The sequence below is a fragment of the Thalassospira australica genome (genome assembly GCF_000763295.1).
Taxonomy (GTDB): Bacteria; Pseudomonadota; Alphaproteobacteria; order Rhodospirillales; family Thalassospiraceae; genus Thalassospira; species Thalassospira australica.
The window spans coordinates 513,199-529,739 of sequence record NZ_JRJE01000031.1; the positions used below are offsets into that span (position 1 = coordinate 513,199).

Annotated in this window: 15 protein-coding genes; 9 read left to right on the forward strand and 6 right to left on the reverse strand. The window is 53.6% G+C overall.

Annotated elements, in window-relative coordinates:
* Positions 1-8: 8 nt before the first annotated feature.
* The 3 genes from JF44_RS0115560 (at position 9) to JF44_RS0115570 (ending at position 2,958) form a co-directional block, all read left to right on the forward strand.
* Positions 9-1,358 (forward strand): NAD(P)/FAD-dependent oxidoreductase, encoded by a 1,350-nt coding sequence (locus JF44_RS0115560; RefSeq protein WP_033069850.1) that lies wholly within the window; start codon positions 9-11, stop codon positions 1,356-1,358.
* Positions 1,359-1,460: 102 nt separating this feature from the next.
* On the forward strand, positions 1,461-1,946 hold the full coding sequence (locus JF44_RS0115565; protein WP_033069851.1) for a group III truncated hemoglobin: 486 nt from the start codon (positions 1,461-1,463) through the stop codon (positions 1,944-1,946).
* A gap of 280 nt (positions 1,947-2,226) precedes the next feature.
* On the forward strand, positions 2,227-2,958 hold the full coding sequence (locus tag JF44_RS0115570) for a cysteine hydrolase family protein (protein ID WP_081944463.1): 732 nt from the start codon (positions 2,227-2,229) through the stop codon (positions 2,956-2,958).
* A 46-nt stretch (positions 2,959-3,004) separates the two neighbouring features.
* Here the strand turns inward: JF44_RS0115570 and JF44_RS0115575 are convergent, their stop codons facing one another.
* The 4 genes from JF44_RS0115575 to betI form a co-directional block, all read right to left on the reverse strand.
* Positions 3,005-4,321 (reverse strand): NAD(P)/FAD-dependent oxidoreductase, encoded by a 1,317-nt coding sequence (locus tag JF44_RS0115575; RefSeq protein ID WP_033069852.1) that lies wholly within the window; start codon positions 4,319-4,321, stop codon positions 3,005-3,007.
* Positions 4,322-4,570: 249 nt separating this feature from the next.
* On the reverse strand, positions 4,571-6,256 hold the full coding sequence (betA, locus tag JF44_RS0115580; protein WP_033069853.1) for a choline dehydrogenase: 1,686 nt from the start codon (positions 6,254-6,256) through the stop codon (positions 4,571-4,573).
* Between the two features lie 70 nt (positions 6,257-6,326).
* Positions 6,327-7,784, reverse strand: a complete 1,458-nt coding sequence (gene betB, locus JF44_RS0115585; protein ID WP_033069854.1) for a betaine-aldehyde dehydrogenase — start codon at positions 7,782-7,784, stop codon at positions 6,327-6,329.
* A 78-nt stretch (positions 7,785-7,862) separates the two neighbouring features.
* Positions 7,863-8,465: a choline-binding transcriptional repressor BetI gene (gene betI, locus JF44_RS20385; protein WP_238318471.1), complete on the reverse strand. Its 603-nt coding sequence runs from the start codon at positions 8,463-8,465 to the stop codon at positions 7,863-7,865.
* 364 nt (positions 8,466-8,829) lie between these two features.
* On the opposite strand from betI, the gene JF44_RS0115595 reads away from it, so the two are divergent.
* The 3 genes from JF44_RS0115595 to choV all read left to right on the forward strand — a co-directional run bounded on the left by JF44_RS0115595 (position 8,830) and on the right by choV (position 11,934).
* The gene (locus JF44_RS0115595; protein ID WP_033069856.1) at positions 8,830-9,789 is read left to right on the forward strand and encodes a choline ABC transporter substrate-binding protein; all 960 of its coding nucleotides are present in this window, start codon (positions 8,830-8,832) and stop codon (positions 9,787-9,789) included.
* Positions 9,790-9,886: 97 nt separating this feature from the next.
* Positions 9,887-10,735: a choline ABC transporter permease subunit gene (gene choW, locus JF44_RS0115600; RefSeq protein ID WP_033069857.1), complete on the forward strand. Its 849-nt coding sequence runs from the start codon at positions 9,887-9,889 to the stop codon at positions 10,733-10,735.
* Between the two features lie 2 nt (positions 10,736-10,737).
* Complete coding sequence (choV, locus tag JF44_RS0115605; protein WP_033069858.1) at positions 10,738-11,934, forward strand: choline ABC transporter ATP-binding protein; 1,197 nt, start codon at positions 10,738-10,740, stop codon at positions 11,932-11,934.
* Between the two features lie 106 nt (positions 11,935-12,040).
* On the opposite strand, the gene moaD is transcribed toward choV, so the two are convergent.
* On the reverse strand, positions 12,041-12,292 hold the full coding sequence (gene moaD, locus JF44_RS0115610; protein ID WP_033069859.1) for a molybdopterin converting factor subunit 1: 252 nt from the start codon (positions 12,290-12,292) through the stop codon (positions 12,041-12,043).
* Positions 12,293-12,382: 90 nt separating this feature from the next.
* Complete coding sequence (locus tag JF44_RS0115615; protein ID WP_033069860.1) at positions 12,383-13,327, reverse strand: LysR family transcriptional regulator; 945 nt, start codon at positions 13,325-13,327, stop codon at positions 12,383-12,385.
* Between the two features lie 181 nt (positions 13,328-13,508).
* Between JF44_RS0115615 and JF44_RS0115620 the strand changes: the two genes are divergently transcribed.
* The 3 genes from JF44_RS0115620 (at position 13,509) to JF44_RS0115630 (ending at position 16,474) form a co-directional block, all read left to right on the forward strand.
* Positions 13,509-14,381 carry an ABC transporter permease gene (locus JF44_RS0115620; protein ID WP_033069861.1) on the forward strand — a complete coding sequence of 291 codons (873 nt, stop codon included), beginning with the start codon at positions 13,509-13,511 and terminating at the stop codon, positions 14,379-14,381.
* A 12-nt stretch (positions 14,382-14,393) separates the two neighbouring features.
* Positions 14,394-15,194 carry an ABC transporter permease gene (locus JF44_RS0115625; protein WP_081944464.1) on the forward strand — a complete coding sequence of 267 codons (801 nt, stop codon included), beginning with the start codon at positions 14,394-14,396 and terminating at the stop codon, positions 15,192-15,194.
* 125 nt (positions 15,195-15,319) lie between these two features.
* Positions 15,320-16,474 (forward strand): extracellular solute-binding protein, encoded by a 1,155-nt coding sequence (locus tag JF44_RS0115630; protein WP_033069862.1) that lies wholly within the window; start codon positions 15,320-15,322, stop codon positions 16,472-16,474.
* Positions 16,475-16,541 lie beyond the last annotated feature (67 nt).

The window sequence follows — 16,541 nt, forward strand, 5'->3', positions numbered from 1 at the left end:
GACCTGTCATGTTAAAGCGCATCTATCAGCCTGCCGCCTATCAAACCGACAGCCTGCCCGACAGTTACTGGGTTGAAAGCGCATCCCCCCTGCCTGCATGTGATAGGCTACCGGTGAGCGGAACCCTGAAAGCCGATGTTGCGATTATCGGCGGGGGATATTGCGGGCTGTCTGCAGCATTGGAGCTGGCAAAGAGTGGTGCTGACGTCGCGGTATTTGATGCCGGACGCAGTGGTTGGGGCGCATCGGGGCGCAATGGCGGCTTTTGTTGCCTGGGGGGCACCGGCAAGGATTACAGCGTTCTTGCCAAAAAGTTCGGTGACGACGCTGTCAAACAGTTCGCCCGCATTCAGCTTGATGCCATCGATCTGGTCGGTCAACGTTTGCACGACTGGAACATTGACGCCGACCGTCATTCGGATGGCGAACTTGTCTTGGCCCACAAACCAAACCGGCTTGCTGCCCTTCAGCAGGAGGCCGACGAACTGGCACATTTCACCACCATCAAGACCGAATTTTTGGACAAGGATGCCCTTAAGGAACGCGGCCTCCATGCGGCGGACACCTTTGGCGGACTTCACACCAAAGCGGGTTTTGGCCTGAACCCGATGAAGTATCTGGCTGGCCTGCATGAACAATGTACGCGAGCCGGTGTTCGGATATTCGAACAGGCAAAAATCGACCGATTTGTCGAAAACGGCGAAGGATATCGCCTGCATTCTGGTGACACCCAAATCACGGCAGGGAAAATCGTGATTGCTACCAATGGCTATAGCTCGGAAAATCTGCCCGACTGGCTTGGCGGACGCTTGATGCCGGTTTTCTCCGGCATTGTTATCACACGCCCGATGACGGATGATGAATTGGCTCAACAGGGCTGGACCAGCGACCTTATGGCTTTTGACAGTCGCATCTTGCTCCATTATTTCCGCAAACTTCCCGACAATCGGTTCCTGTTTGGCGGGCGCGGCGGCATTACCGCAACCCCAAAGGCCTTTGCAGAAGGCAAACGCACCCTTTTGGGTCATTTCAACCGCATGTTCCCGGCATGGCGTGATGTTGAACTTACCCATCACTGGAACGGACTTGTCTGCCTGTCACAAAGCTGGCGTCCCTATATCGGGCGCGTTCCCGGTCATCATGATGTCTGGACGGCACTTGCCTGGCATGGCAGCGGCATTGCCATGGCAAGCCAGGGCGGAAAGCTTCTGGCGGAACGTATGCTTGGCATTCGCGATGCGCAGGATCTGGGATCGGTTCTTAGCACGCCGATGGATAAATTCCCGCTGCCTGCTTTGCGCCGTGTCGCACGTTCAGCTGCCTATGGATATTATGAGCTGAAGGATCGTTTTGCCTGACCGGTTTGCGCCATCGCCAAAAGTGACATATGTCATGTGCGACAATTGCTTTGTCGATTAAAATAGTTTCTGATCCAAGCGCAGTACAACAGGCCAAAACCCATGTCTGAAAAACAGCCGACCCTTGCCGAAATCAAGGAACGCCGCGAAATCGCCACGCGCCGTATCAAGGAAGATACCGGCATTGACACTGACATGATCAAGAACATTGTGCATGGCTTTTATGCCAAGGTGCGTGAAGACGACCTGCTCGGACCGGTGTTTGATGAAAAGATCGAAAACTGGGACCACCATCTTGATCGCATGGTAATATTCTGGTCATCGGTTGCCCTTGCGACCGGCAATTATGATGGCCGCCCGATGCAAAAACACCTGCCGCTTGAAATCACCCGCCATCATTTTGATCGCTGGCTGCAACTTTTTGCCCAGACTCTTTCGGAATATTGCGACGAACCGGCGGCAAAGCATTTCATGGAACGCGCACTTCGCATCGCTTCAAGCTTTGAGATCGGCATTGCCGCCCATAACGGCGTGATCCTGTCAAAGGGGGAACGTTACGATCCGGTTTCCAGTTGGGAACCAAGCTGACTTCCGAACGTTATCAAGAACAGCCATAACGCCCCGCGCCCTGTCCTGATGGTAGTCGCATTGACAATCTGAACCGATTGCGATTTCATTGGGTTATGGGGAACTTGGGGGCGACCAAAACACCAAATACTATTCACGACACCCAACAAGCTACGGCGATTTTGCCCCTGACATGCAATCCATCAGGGTTTTCTGAACCGCAGCCTGGCCCAAGGGACATGTCCCGTTTGCGTAAAAACACGATCGTAAAATCAAGAACAACGAAACGGAGTGCCCCTACATGTGGTCAGTGATCATTCTTGTTGCCTTGTTGCTGATGGCTGTCGTGGCCTATACGATTTATGGTCATCGACGTCATTTGACACCAAGTCAGGGCGAAAAGATCAATCTTGCCGAACGCCCCAACAGCGCGCTTCTGATCATTGACCTGCAAGAAGATTTCACCACTGCGACGGGCAAGAACGCCTATGCACCAGAAATGGTCGACAAGCTGATTAACGCGATTAATGGCTTGGTGAAAACCGCCAATGCCAATGGATCGCCCGTCATATCCATCCGTCAGACCTTTCGGGGCTGGTATATCAAGTTTCTTGTCAACCTGTTGAATGAAGGGCGCGGAAATCCGACATCCGGTGGCCTTGATCTTGACATGCGGATCAATGGCGACATCGACCACGACATCGTCAAATCACGCGCAGACGCCTTCAGCGAACCCGAACTTGATCGCGTTCTGGACCGTCAAAAAGTCGGCAAGCTGATCATTGTTGGTCTGGATGGCGATTTTTGCGTCAAAACAACCATTCAGGCCGCCCTTAATCGCGGCTATGAGGTGTCCTTTAGCGACGCCACAACACTTACCCTGAACCCCGTCAGCTGGCAAAAAACCAAGGCCAGCCTGACGGCACGCGGCGCCTTTGACCAGGGCCTGACCATGACGGCCACGCCAGATCATCGCGGCGAGACGGAACAGGAACAGGAACAGGAACAGGCGCACGAAAACACAGGCACCTGACGCGGGTTTCGATTTCAGCCGGGATCAGCAAACAAACCGGACGGTCTTAAAGCTTGTCGCGGATTGAGTACCACAGCATCGCAGCTACCAACATCGGGAAACGCAGCATCTTGCCCCCCGGGAACACCGGGGTCTTGACGTTGGCCATCACATCAAACCGTTCCATGGTGCCTGCCACCGCATCAGCCATGATCTGCCCGGCCAGGGTCGCCATGGCAACGCCATGCCCGGAATAGCCGGTGGCGGTATAGACGTTGTCTTCTATCTTTCTGAAAAACGGCATCCGGTTCATTGTGATCGCAAGCGTCCCGCCCCAGCCATAGTCAATATTCACATCTTTAAGCTGCGGATAAACTTCAAGCATATGCGGGAACACGAATGATTTGATGTCCTTGGGGAAATTATAGCCATAGGTTTCCCCACCGCCAAACAACATGCGTTTATCCGCACTTAGACGGTAATAGTTGATCACAAACTTTGAGTCCGCGACCGCGACATCATCCCGGATCAATTCGCGCGCCAGATCATCGCCAAGTGGCTCGGTGGCAATGATGAAATTGTTGATCGGCATGACACGCTTTGCCACACGGTCTTCAAGCCCATCAAGATAGCCATTGCAGCCAAGGATAAGCTTGTTAGCGCTAACAACCGCACCATCACTGGTTTTTACCGTGACCTTGCCAGCATGGTTTTCATAGGATGTGACAACAGAATTTTCAAAAATCCGTGCCCCGGCATCACGGGCAGCATCCGCCACGCCCAAGGCAAAGTTCAACGGATGAATATGCCCGGCCCCCATATCAAGCGACCCACCGTGGTAGAACTCGGATCCGAGCATCTCTCGCATTTCGGCGCGATCAACATTTCGGATATCGCTGTAACCGTATTCCGATTGCAGTTTTTCTGTGTATTCATGGGTTTCGGGGACAAACCGCGCACGATGATCCGCATGCAGGATGCCAGGCTTCCAATCGCATTTGATGTCATGCTTTTTGATCAGGGATTTGACGATGTCCTTGGATTGTTCGGCGATATCCCAAAGCTTTTTGGCATCATCGCGCCCGACCATCTTTTCCAGATCATCCTGTTCGCGGCGCTGACCTGACCCGACTTGCCCGCCGTTGCGCCCGGATGCGCCCCAGCCAACCCGGTGGGCTTCAAGCAAAATAACGTCATATCCCCGTTCGGCCAGATGCAGCGCCGATGACAGCCCGGTAAAGCCCCCGCCAATAACGACAATGTCGCAGGTTTGATCCCCTTGAAGCTTTGCAAATGACGCAATGGCGTTGGCTGTTGCTGCGTAATAGGACGCGGGATAGGCACCGACCTTGTCATTGGCGGTTAGCAAGTTAGGGGTAAACATGAGGAAGTCTCATTTTCGTTATTGGTTGTCAGCATATCCTGACCGAACAGTTTCATCTCGCAAGGGAAAACTGCCGTATTTGGACCGTCATTTTCCCATTTCATCGATTATGCCAAAACAGACACGCCACAAGATAAAGGATTGCGCGAAGCCACGCCCAAAACGCATAACAATGCATCAAAACAAAAATCCCCGACCTGAGAATGACAGGCCGGGGATTTCAGAATTTCTACGTTAGTCAAATGCGGCTTAGCGCTGCTTTGTTTCCCATTCAGGATGCACAAAGAACGGGGCATTTGACGGTGCCAATGGCTGGCGACCACGGATGATATCGGCAGCCTTTTCACCAATCATGATGGTTGGCGCATTGAGATTTCCCGTGGCAATCGTCGGCATGATGGAGCTATCAACAACGCGCAGCCCTTCGATGCCGTGAACACGGGTTTTCTCGTCAACCACCGCCATGTCATCACTGCCCATCTTGCATGAACAGGACGGGTGATAGGCACTTTCGGCGTGATCAGCGACCCATGCATCGATTTCTTCATCAGACTGGATATCCTTACCCGGTGCGATTTCCCCACCGCGCAAATCGGCAAAGGCTTCCTGAGCAAAAATCTCGCGGGTCAGGCGCACGGATGCGCGCATTTCTTCCCAGTCTTCCGGGTGGCTCATATAATTCGGATCAATGATCGGGCGATCTTTGGGATCGGCTGAGGCCAACCGAACGGTGCCGCGCGATTTGGACCGCATCGGACCAACATGGGCCTGGAAACCATCGCCTTCTGCCGCCTTGGACCCGTTATAATTAATCGCCGCTGGCATGAAGTGATATTGCAGGTCCGGGTGTTTGACGCCTGCCCTGGATCGAATAAAGCCACCGGCTTCAAAATGGTTGGTCGCGCCCAAACCGGTTTTGAACAGATACCATTCAACGCCAATCTTAAGCTTGCTCCACCAATCAAGTTTGCTGTTCAGACTGACCGGTTTAGTGCATTCCATCTGAACGTAAAGTTCCAGATGATCCTGCAGGTTTTCGCCAACACCGGGCAAATCATGGACAACATCAATGCCATGCTCGCGAAGATGGGCCGCCGGACCAATACCCGACAGCATCAAAAGTTTTGGTGAATTGATCGAACCTGCCGAAATAATCACTTCGCGATCCACGACCACGCGCTTGTTTTCACCTTCATGGAAAAAGTCCAAACCAATGGCACGTTTTCCTTCGAAAACAACACTCTGCGCGAACGCCTTATGATAGACGGTCAGGTTCGGGCGTGTCATTGCCGGGCGCAAATAGGCCTGCGCCGTTGACCAGCGACGGCCCTTGTAGACCGTCATATCCATGGTCCCCAAACCTTCCTGGCGATAGCCGTTCTGATCGGGGGTGAATTCGTAACCGGCCTGTTGACCGGCCTTGATCCATGCCTTGTGCAAGTCGTTCTTGCACGCCCCGGTCGTCACATGAAGCGGGCCATCGCCGCCGTGGTATTCATCGCCTTCGGTGTCTTCGTTACGCGTGTCGGCCTTTCGGAAATATGGCAGGCAGCGCGCGTAATCCCATTCCTTAAGGGCGGCGTCTTCTTCGGCCCAGCGATTGTAATCAAGCGCGTGCCCGCGAACATATGCCATGCCATTGATCGAGCTTGACCCACCGTAAACGCGCCCACGCGGTGTTTCCATGCGGCGGTTGTTAAGGTTTGCCTGCGGCGTCGTCCAATAGGCCCAGTTATAGGTTTCGGATTGCATCGGATAGGAAAGTGCGGTTGGCATATGAATACGCCAATCCCACCAATGATCCTTGGGGCCAGCTTCAACAACCAGCACCTTTACCTCGGAGTCTTCGGTCAACCGGTTGGCAAGCACAGCCCCAGCAGAACCGGAGCCAACAATCACATAATCATATTTTTCAGTCGTCGTTGGGGTCGTCATATCTGATCCCTTGTATCTGGTCGCGCTTTGGGGCAGCCGGTTACGATTTAGCGAAAGGCAACGCGTTACTTTAGTAAGGTGCCTCGACATCGCCGGTTTCGACATAGACAGATTTGATGCGGGTATAATATTCAATCGCCGCACGGCCGTTTTCGCGACCCACACCGGATTTCTTCACGCCACCAAATGGCATCTCGATCGGGGTGATGTTATAGGTGTTGATCCAGCAGGTCCCGGCTTCAAGACGGGCAACAACACGGTGACCACGCGACAGATCCTTGGTGAAGACCCCTGCGGCAAGACCATATTGCGTGTCATTGGCGCGCTTGATGGCTTCTTCTTCGTCGCTAAAGGTCAGAACCGACATCACCGGACCAAAGATTTCCTCACGCACGATGGACATATCATCGGTGCACTCGGTGAACACGGTCGGTTCAACAAACAGGCCCCCTTCGGGCATGCCATCGGTCACGGCATTGCCACCAAGGACACATTTCGCCCCTTCCTGCTTGCCCTTTTCGATATAGGACATGATCTGATCAAACTGGGTCTTTGTCACAATCGGGCCAACCTGGGTTTCCGGCTTTTCCGGATCCCCCAAAACCAGCCCCTTAGAACGTGCAATCAGCTTTTCGATGAAGGCATCCACAACACTTTCATGCACGAAGACACGCGTCCCGTTCGAGCAAATCTGACCCGATGAATAGAAGTTCGCCATCTGCGCGCCAGATACGGCGTTATCAAGATCGGCATCTTCGAACACGATCATCGGCGACTTGCCACCAAGTTCCATGGTGACCGCCTTCATGCCCCCCGCAGCAACAGAGGCCACCTTGGCCCCGGTCGCAGCCGAGCCGGTCAGCGAGATTTTATCAACATCCGGGTGATCAACCAGCGACGCACCACATTCGCGCGCGCCCTGAACCACATTATAAACGCCATCAGGAAGGCCTGCTTCCTGAAGTGCTTCGGCAACCGCGATAGCCGAAAGCGGCGTTGTTTCGGACGGTTTGTAAACAACGGCATTGCCACATGCCAGCGCAGGTGCAGCTTTCCAGCATGCGATCTGGATCGGATAGTTCCATGCCCCGATGGCACCACATACGCCAACCGCTTCGCGGCGGGTATAGGCAAAGTTGCCCGCAAGATCGATGTGCTCGCCCGCAAGGCTTCCAGCGACACCAGCGAAATATTCAAGGCACTCGACACCGGAAATCACATCGACAATTTCGGTTTCCTGAATGGCACGTCCGGTGTCACGGGTTTCCACCAGTGCCAATTCATCATTGCGGTCGCGCAGAATCTGGGCGGCCTTGAACAACACACGGGCACGTTCGGCAGCCGGTGTGTTTTTCCAAACCTCAAACCCGGCGCGCGCAGCCTTTACCGCGGCATCAACGTCGGATGCCGTGCTTTCGTGGCCTTTGGCAAGTACAGTGTTGGTCGCGGGGTTAAGGGTAACCATTTCCGCGCCCGAGCCAGCAGTTTTCTTGCCGTTGATGAAATTCTGGATCTGATAAAGGCTCATCTTAAACTCCTGCAGGTCGCCTGTGTTTCGGGCGACCGTAATCGTATGTATGGTTCGAATTATGTTAGCGGTCTTGATCTAGCGACTTGGCGAATTCGCCAGATAAAGATGCAAGGTGTTCATGACCATCTTGCGTGCGCCCGCAACATCGGAGCGCCCCCGCGTCAGGCCCGTCCCCACCCAAATTCCATCGACCATGGCGGCGATGACAGCGGCGATTTCTTCGGCGCGTTCATCCGTTGTCAGTTGGCGCAACTCGTGCCGAAGATTGGACTCCAGCCGATGGAAGTAGATGTCGTTCAGGCGTCGCAGATCCTTGGAAAATGGCACCTGCGCCCAGAAAGACAACCACGCGACAGTCACCTGCTGGGTGAACTGCCCTTCGTTGAAGTTGGTGCTAACGATGGCTTCAAGGCGTTCAAGCGGCGTTTTCGCCGTTTTCAAACGCGTCATGTAATCATCACGCAATTCCTGCATCAAAAAACGCATGGTGGCTTCGAGCAGGGCGTTTTTGCCACCGAAGTAATGCGAAATAATACCCGACGACATCCCCGCCGCCTTGGATATGCGAGCAATCGTAGCATCCGCGAATCCATGCAGGTGGATGGTTTCAATCGTTGCGTCGATTAACTGCCTGCGGCGGACAGGCTGCATACCAACTTTGGGCATTAATTCTTCCAATCCATTGCGTTGCGAAGGGTTTAGCGCCACTGCACTGCCGTAAGCCGCAGTTTTTAATCCTTCGCAATTGACGTAACCAGAATATGCTGTATTTTAATTGAACAATCAATCAATAAAAACACGCTGACATTTGCGGCGCGTTTCTCAGGGGCTTTATCCTTTGCTGCGCGGCTTTGTGGCTGTTTTTGTGATTATTCCGGCCCATTAATCACGTTCGGGGGAACCTGATTAATGGCTCTGGGCGAGTATTGGCGACATAACTGTTGCGTTGATGTTCGTCTGGCCTCCGGAACCGAGAGTCTTCTGATGACAGCGCTTTGCGGTCCTCAGTAACATTAGGTTTACACAAGGGAGAACCAGAAACATGACCAATCTTTCCACGTTCGGCCGCCTGCTTGGCAGCACCATCGTTGCAACCGCCCTTTTCGGTGCAGTTGGTGCCAAAGCTGCAGATGGCGATGCCTGCAAAACCGTGACATTCTCTGATGTTGGCTGGACCGACATCACCGCGACCACGGCAACTGCATCGGTTATCTTCGAAGCACTGGGCTATGACGCCGAAACCGAACTTCTGTCCGTTCCGGTCACCTACACCAGCCTTGCCAATGGCGATGTTGACGTATTCCTTGGCAACTGGATGCCGACAATGGCAGCCGACATTCAGCCGTATCTTGATGCCGGTACCGTTGTTTCGACCGGTGCAAACCTTGAAGGTGCAAAATACACTCTGGCCGTTACCCAGAACGCCTTTGACGCTGGTCTTAAAGACTTCGCAGATATTGCCAAGTTCAAAGATGAGCTGGACGCCGAAATCTATGGTATCGAGCCGGGCAACGATGGCAACCGCCTGATCCAGGACATGATCGATGGCGATCAATTCGGCCTTGGCGGTTTCGAACTTGTTGAATCCTCCGAGCAGGGCATGCTGGCTGAAGTTAAGCGCAAATCTTCGCGCGACCAGTTCATTGTCTTCCTTGGCTGGGAACCACACCCGATGAACGCAAAATATGACATGGCTTACCTTGATGGTGGCGATGACGTATTTGGCCCGAACTTTGGTGGTGCAACGGTTCATACCAACCTGCGCGCAGGCTACACCGACGAATGCCCGAATGCCGGCAATCTTGTTACCAACTTTAAATTCAGCCTCGCCATGGAAAACGAAATCATGGATGCGATTTTGAATGAAGGTACCGATCCGGCAGAAGCCGCATCCGCATGGCTGAAAGCCAACCCGGATACTGCATATGCGTGGCTTGACGGTGTAACCACCTTTGACGGTGGCGATGCAAAGTCAGCCCTTAAAGGCGCGCTTGGTCTTTAAGCTGCCCGCTTGATCTTGCCGATGCGCCCACTGCCGATATGGCAAAAGCGGGCGCATCGGCGCATTATTTTAATTCTCATTGAACGGATATTTTCGCATGGAATGGCTCACGGAAACGAAAATTCCGCTGGGACAGTGGATATCGTCCCTGATGGATGCGCTGAACGAACATGCCGATTTCGTGTTCTATACCATATCGGATGTCCTCGAGTTCATTATTGAAAACACCATCGATTTTCTGGTGTGGCTCCCTGCCCTTTTAATTATTGCCGGTTTCGGCATACTGGCATTTGTGCTGCACAAATCCTGGAAACTGACGGCCTTTACGGTTCTTTCCCTGCTGTTGATTGTTAATCTTGGCTATTGGGAAGAAACCATGGAAACACTGGCACTGGTGCTTTATGCGTCGTTGTTCTGCATGGTCATCGGTGTACCGCTTGGTGTGGCGTCAGCCCACCGTCCGTGGCTGTATCAGGCCATGCGCCCTGTGCTTGATTTGATGCAAACGATCCCGACATTCGTGTATCTGATCCCGACCCTGATCCTGTTTGGTCTGGGTGTGGTACCGGGTTTGATTTCAACGGTGATCTTTGCCATCGCCGCCCCGATCCGCCTGACCCACCTTGGCATTTCAAGCACGCCAAAAGCCCTGCTTGAAGCCGGTGAAAGCTTTGGCTGCACGCCGCGCCAGTTGTTGTTCAAGGTCGAACTGCCATCAGCCATGCCATCAATCATGGCGGGGCTCACCCAATGCATCATGCTGTCACTTTCAATGGTGGTGATTGCCGCCCTTGTCGGCGCGGATGGCCTTGGCAAACCGGTTGTGCGCGCCCTGAACACTGTGAATATCGCGCAAGGCTTTGAAGCCGGGCTTGCAATTGTGATTTTGGCCATCGTGCTTGATCGCATCTGCCGTCGTGAAAACAACCAAACTTCGGGGCAGTGATCATGACAAATGCTGTTGAATTCGATAATATCGACGTGATCTTTGGCAACCGTCAGGCAGAATCCCTTAAGCTGCTTGACGAAGGCAAAACCCGCGAAGAAATTGCCGCGGCAACCAACAACGTTCTTGGCGTTGCCGATGTCAACTTTAATGTCCCGCAAGGCGAAATTTGTGTCCTGATGGGTCTGTCGGGATCGGGCAAATCATCGCTTCTGCGGTGTGTGAACGGCCTTAACACCGTGTCACGCGGTTCGCTTCGGGTGCATGACGGCGACTGGATGGCTGACGTTACGAAATGTGACGGCCCCACCCTTCGCAAGCTGCGCCGTGAATGTGTTGCCATGGTCTTCCAGCAATTCGGACTGCTGCCGTGGCGCACCGTGGCCGAGAATGTAGGCTTTGGCCTTGAGTTGCGCGGCATGGACCCGAAAGAACGTCGCGACGTCGTTGATGAAAAGCTTGCCCTTGTTGGCCTGGACCAATGGGCAGATAAATACGCCCATGAATTGTCTGGCGGCATGCAGCAACGTGTTGGCCTGGCGCGTGCCTTTGCCACCGATGCACCGATCCTTCTGATGGATGAGCCGTTCTCGGCCCTGGATCCATTGATCCGTAACCGTTTGCAAGACGAGTTGCTTGATCTGCAGGAGAAACTCAACAAAACCATCCTGTTTGTCAGCCATGACCTTGATGAAGCCATGAAACTTGGCAATTCGATTGCTATCATGGAAGGCGGTTATGTTGTGCAGCATGGCACGCCCGAAGACATCGCACTGCGTCCGGCAAACGAATATGTCGCCGATTTTGTTGCCCACATGAACCCGGTTCACATCCTGCGTGGTCGTGCGATCATGCACCGCATTGATCGTGACAAGAAAACCGGCAGTGCCGAGCTGACACTTGAAGATGCCAACATTCGCATCACGCTTGAGGATGGGGTTGTACGTTCAGCCAACAACGGTGAACGCGGTGAGCTTAAACTGATCAATTATGATGGCACACTGCCAAGCGATCTTGATGCAACAGACAACTCCATCGTCTTTGTTGCCCAGGATGATGTCCTGCTTAAGGATCTGATCGACATTCGTTCGATCACCCAGAACCCGGTCATCCTGACCCGCGATGGCAAGGTATCGGGCACATTGGGCCGCAAGGAATTCTTTGACAGCCTGACCCAGACGGCGTCTGTTCCGGACTAATCTGAAACAGACTTAAATCTCGAATGGAAAGGCGGCCCTTGTTGGGGCCGCCTTTTTTGTCTCACGCCGCCGTATGGTTTGGTGTCATACCCAAACTGCGTCCGGGTTATCCACCCGTTACCGGCGGAAACAGGGCAATTTCTGTGGCCTTGGTGACGTCGGTTTCGGGTGTGGCATATTCCTGATCCACCGCGACGCGAATGATCGCGGGGTCTGCCAAGGCATCGGCAAAGTTTTCGCCACGGCCGGGCAGCCATGCCAGCAGGTCGGCAACCGTTTTAACGGTGTCTGGAAGATCAATTGCCTCTTCCGCCATACCGATGCGGTCCTTGACCCACGAAAAATAGATCAGTTTCATCTTCAATCCTGACACTTCAATTTGCCGGCATGCTTGCGCAGCACATCCCCGAAGACAAGTCCCAATGGCGTTATCAGGGAAAATTAAACCTTATGGATAAATAAAATAACCCTCAGGCGCACTGTCAAGCCGGGCTGTCAGGTTATCAATAAAGAACCGTTCCGCCCGGCTCAGCGACATGCGCGGGTTGGTTACCAGATAAATATCAATTGCGGGCGGCGCATCATAGGGCGGCAACCGCCAAAGTTGCCCCCGGTCCGTTGCACTTTGTACAACATGGATCGGCAAGGGCCCGATGCCAAGCCCGGCATTGATCAGACGCCGGACTTCTTCAAGGTGCGGGCTGACGGCAACTACCTTGCCTTTCATCCCTTCTTGCGCACGCAAGACCGCAACCGGTGCCAATGCGTCTGTCAGTTGGTCGGTGGAAAAGGATACAAAGGCCTCTCGACTGAGATCGGCAAGGGTCAGATCCTCTTTGCCAAACAAATGATGTGTCGGACCGCAGAAGAAACCGAAATGTTCGCGGTACAGGCGCCGATATTCCAGTCTGGGGTGCTGATCCTTAACCAGACAAATGCCAAAACTGGCCTGTTGGGACAACACCTGATCAATCACGTTGCTAGATGTCGCAACATTGATTTCATATGTCACTTCCGGGTGCGATCGGTTGAAATCAAACAATGCATCATCAAGAGGTGGGAAAACCACGTGACTGGCCAGCCATAAATGCAGATGCCCGGTCAACTGGTTGCCGCTGTCTGACATCACATCCGACAGACGGCCGATGGCCCCGCAAATTTCCCGGCATTCGTGATACAACGCCAACCCCTGCTCGGTGACTTCAAACCGGCCACGTCCACGGTCAATCAACCGCGCACCGATTTGATCTTCCAGCCTTTTCAAAGCATTACTGACACTTGGCTGGCGCAACAAAAGCCGGTTGGCGGCCCCGGTAATGGACCGTTCTTCGACGATGACGGTAAAGGTATGCAGAAGGTTCCAGTCAAACTGGCGCCGCAACAATTCGTTCATCACAAATCCCCCATTCGTCACCGCCTTCGTAAGACGCATAGTTATTGGCTATGGGTTCTATTCTACTTATCTATTTGCGCTATGTCCAAGACTGAGGTGGAATACCCCCAAGACATAAAGACATATTCACGGCCAAATAACCGCATGCGGCAATGACCGCAGATAATAACGGGAGGCATAAATGGCCGCAGACGCCGCCGGAGCCCGCAGGACTCCGTGGATGCTGTTATCACCATCACTGGCAACCATCAGCCTTCTGCTGATTGTGCCAATGCTGTTTATCGTCGTTTATTCCTTCTGGCTGCGTACCGCAACCGGGGCCGATCAGGTCGGGTTCTATTTTGATAACTGGATTGAAGTCCTTGGGGACCGCTTTTACCGCGACATCCTGTTTCAAACCCTTTTGATTGCCTTTTACACCACGGTGATTTGCGCATTGGTGGGCTATATCCCGGCTTATTTCGTTGCCAACACAAGGATGAAATCAAAGGCATTTCTGCTGTTGCTTTTGATGCTGCCGTTCTGGATCAGCTACATCATCCGCACCATGTCGTGGATCAACATTCTGGGTACGTCGGGCGCGCTTAACACGCTGTTTCTGTCAATGGGCATCATCGATGACCCGATCCAGATGCTTTATAACCAGCAAACCGTTGTTCTGGGGCTGGTGCACTATCTGCTGCCCTTCATGATCCTGAATGTCTATGTCAGCCTTGATGGCATTGACAAGAACCTGACCGAAGCCGCCAAAAGCCTTGGCTGCACCGGTTTTCAGGCTTTCCGCGAAGTGACCCTGCCGCTTTCCATGCCCGGTCTGGCTGCCGGATCGTTGCTGTGCTTTGTACTGGCAGCAGGCACTTATATCACCCCGATCGTTCTGGGTGGCCCACGCGATGCAATGTTTGCCAACCTTGTGTTTGAAGCCATCGTCACACAACTGAACTGGCCGCTTGGTTCGGCATTATCGCTCGTCCTGCTGGCCCTTCTGGGCGCACTGGTCGTCATTTACACCCGCTATCTCGGCATCGATCAGATCGCCAAGAGCTTCAAATAAGGGGAAACAGAAATGATGTCCGGTTGGTCTGTAATCCGAATTGCCACGATCCTTGTATATCTGTTCCTGTTTGCGCCGGTTGCGGTTGTGATCCTGTTGGCCTTTAACGCCAATCAATTCGGCAGTTTCCCGATCGAAGGGTTCTCGCTGCGCTGGTTTGAAGCGCTTTGGAACAATGATGCGATTGTGCGTGCCTTTAAAACGTCGCTGTTGCTGGGTCTGTTAACAGCCGCAATTTCGACAACGCTTGGCACGCTCGCAGCTCTTGCCATGGTCAGATACGACTTTCCGGGAAAACGGACCATATCAACACTGTTGGTTGCCCCAATCCTGATCCCGGAAGTCGTTCTGGCTGTGGCACTCCTGCTGTTTTTGCAGTTCCTGTCTATGCCCAAAAGCTTTGGCCTGCTGTTGATGGGCCATGTCGTCTTTACCCTGCCGTTTGTGGTGCTGGTGGTTCAGGCAAGGCTTGTGTCGATCCGCCGCGACGTCGAAGAAGCCGCCATGAGCCTTGGCGCAACACCGGTGCAAACCTTCTTTGAAGTGACCCTGCCGCTGATGTTGCCTGCTGTCATGGCCGGGATGCTGTTTGCCTTTACGATTTCATTTGATGACATCACCGGCACGCTGTTCTGGAAGCCGGGCGGTGTTGAAACCGTTCCGACCCAGATCTTTGCCATGTTGCGCAACTCCATCAGCCCGGAAATCAACGCGCTGGGGGCAGTGATGGTGATCTTTACCATCGCCCTGCCCCTGGTGGCGGCATCTATTGCGCGGGTTATGGCAATGCGCAAAACCGGCACGACCAAATAATGCAGGAACACTGAACAGACTTTTTAAAAGAACGCGGACAACCGCCAAAACCAACAAGAAGACCACAAAAAACACGACCAAGAACAAAACCGATCAACGGATAAATCCCTTATCAGGAGGCCTAAATGGACGATACCAAACGTTATGAACGCCTACTTAACCGCTTTCGCGACGGCGACATCAGCCGCCGTACTTTCCTGACGGCACTGGGTGCGGCAGGTGTCACGGCCGGCATCACCGGCGGCCCGATGGGCATGCTGGCACGCAAGGCGATGGCTGCAACCCCGGAACAGGTTCGCTTTGATGGTTGGGGCGGCGTTGTGTCCGAGGCATTTGAAAAATATGCCTTCGCCCCATACACCGAAAAAACCGGCATCGATGTGGTTTCCGGCACCTTTGGCGGCGCGGACGAATATATTGCTCGCGTCAAGGCCAGCCAGCCGGGTGAATTCAACCTTGCCCATCTGTCAGGCGTATTTGACTATGCCCGGTATCACGGTTTGGAACTGACCTCGGAACTTAATGAAGCCAATATTCCGAACCTGAAAAACGTCATCCCGACCCTGATTGATCCGCTGCGCAAGATCACAGGCGGGACGCTTTCTGCGGTGCCCTATGACTATGGCACCACGGGCATTGCCTATAACCGCAAATATATCAGCGATGACGAAGCCAAGGCAAAGGGTGCCAAACTGATGGTCGATGAGGCCTACAAAGGCAAAATCGGCGGCTGGGGCGAATGGAAAACCCGTATCTGGTACGGCGCACTTCAGTCCGATCAGGACCCGAATGGCATCAAGGACATCGATGCGGTTTGGGACATGATCCGTGCACACCGTGATCTTGCGTTGAAATATTGGAGTTCGGGCGCGGAACTGATGAGCCTTCTGGCAGAAGAAGAAATCTATGTCACCGAAGGTTGGTCGGGCCGCATCAAGGCGCTGCAGGATCAGGGCCATGACATTGGCTATCTTGATCCGGCTGGTGGTCTTGGCTGGCAGGAATGCCTGTTCGTCCTGCGTGGCAGCCCGATGGCCGCCTGTGAAGAGCTTCTGAACTTCATGCTTGAACCAGAGGTCGCCATTGCCGTTGCCGAAGGTCAGAGCTATCCGCCTGCCCTTGATCCACAGAAGATCGAATTGGGTGATACCATTCCGACCCTGCCGGCGTTTGATCCAAGTGGCACGCTGGCGTCGCTCAGCTTCTTTGATCCGGCGTATTGGAACGAAAACGAAGCCGATTGGTCAAAAACCTTCTCGCGTGTGCAGCGCGGCTACTAAGCCCGATTGCCCACCTGAAACTGTGTTCTGGCCGAAAACGCACAATCGGCCAGAACACCCTTGCCAC

What these genes read in the sequence shown, in the direction of transcription:
- JF44_RS0115630 (WP_033069862.1), top strand. Translation starts at nt 15,320, where the DNA reads ATGGACGATACCAAACGTTATGAACGCCTACTTAACCGCTTTCGCGAC.
- betA (WP_033069853.1), bottom strand. Translation starts at nt 6,256, where the DNA reads ATGACGACCCCAACGACGACTGAAAAATATGATTATGTGATTGTTGGC.
- choW (WP_033069857.1), top strand. Translation starts at nt 9,887, where the DNA reads ATGGAATGGCTCACGGAAACGAAAATTCCGCTGGGACAGTGGATATCG.
- JF44_RS0115575 (WP_033069852.1), bottom strand. Translation starts at nt 4,321, where the DNA reads ATGTTTACCCCTAACTTGCTAACCGCCAATGACAAGGTCGGTGCCTAT.
- JF44_RS0115595 (WP_033069856.1), top strand. Translation starts at nt 8,830, where the DNA reads ATGACCAATCTTTCCACGTTCGGCCGCCTGCTTGGCAGCACCATCGTT.
- choV (WP_033069858.1), top strand. Translation starts at nt 10,738, where the DNA reads ATGACAAATGCTGTTGAATTCGATAATATCGACGTGATCTTTGGCAAC.
- betB (WP_033069854.1), bottom strand. Translation starts at nt 7,784, where the DNA reads ATGAGCCTTTATCAGATCCAGAATTTCATCAACGGCAAGAAAACTGCT.
- JF44_RS0115620 (WP_033069861.1), top strand. Translation starts at nt 13,509, where the DNA reads ATGGCCGCAGACGCCGCCGGAGCCCGCAGGACTCCGTGGATGCTGTTA.
- JF44_RS0115625 (WP_081944464.1), top strand. Translation starts at nt 14,394, where the DNA reads ATGATGTCCGGTTGGTCTGTAATCCGAATTGCCACGATCCTTGTATAT.
- JF44_RS0115560 (WP_033069850.1), top strand. Translation starts at nt 9, where the DNA reads ATGTTAAAGCGCATCTATCAGCCTGCCGCCTATCAAACCGACAGCCTG.
- moaD (WP_033069859.1), bottom strand. Translation starts at nt 12,292, where the DNA reads ATGAAACTGATCTATTTTTCGTGGGTCAAGGACCGCATCGGTATGGCG.
- JF44_RS0115615 (WP_033069860.1), bottom strand. Translation starts at nt 13,327, where the DNA reads ATGAACGAATTGTTGCGGCGCCAGTTTGACTGGAACCTTCTGCATACC.
- JF44_RS0115565 (WP_033069851.1), top strand. Translation starts at nt 1,461, where the DNA reads ATGTCTGAAAAACAGCCGACCCTTGCCGAAATCAAGGAACGCCGCGAA.
- JF44_RS0115570 (WP_081944463.1), top strand. Translation starts at nt 2,227, where the DNA reads ATGTGGTCAGTGATCATTCTTGTTGCCTTGTTGCTGATGGCTGTCGTG.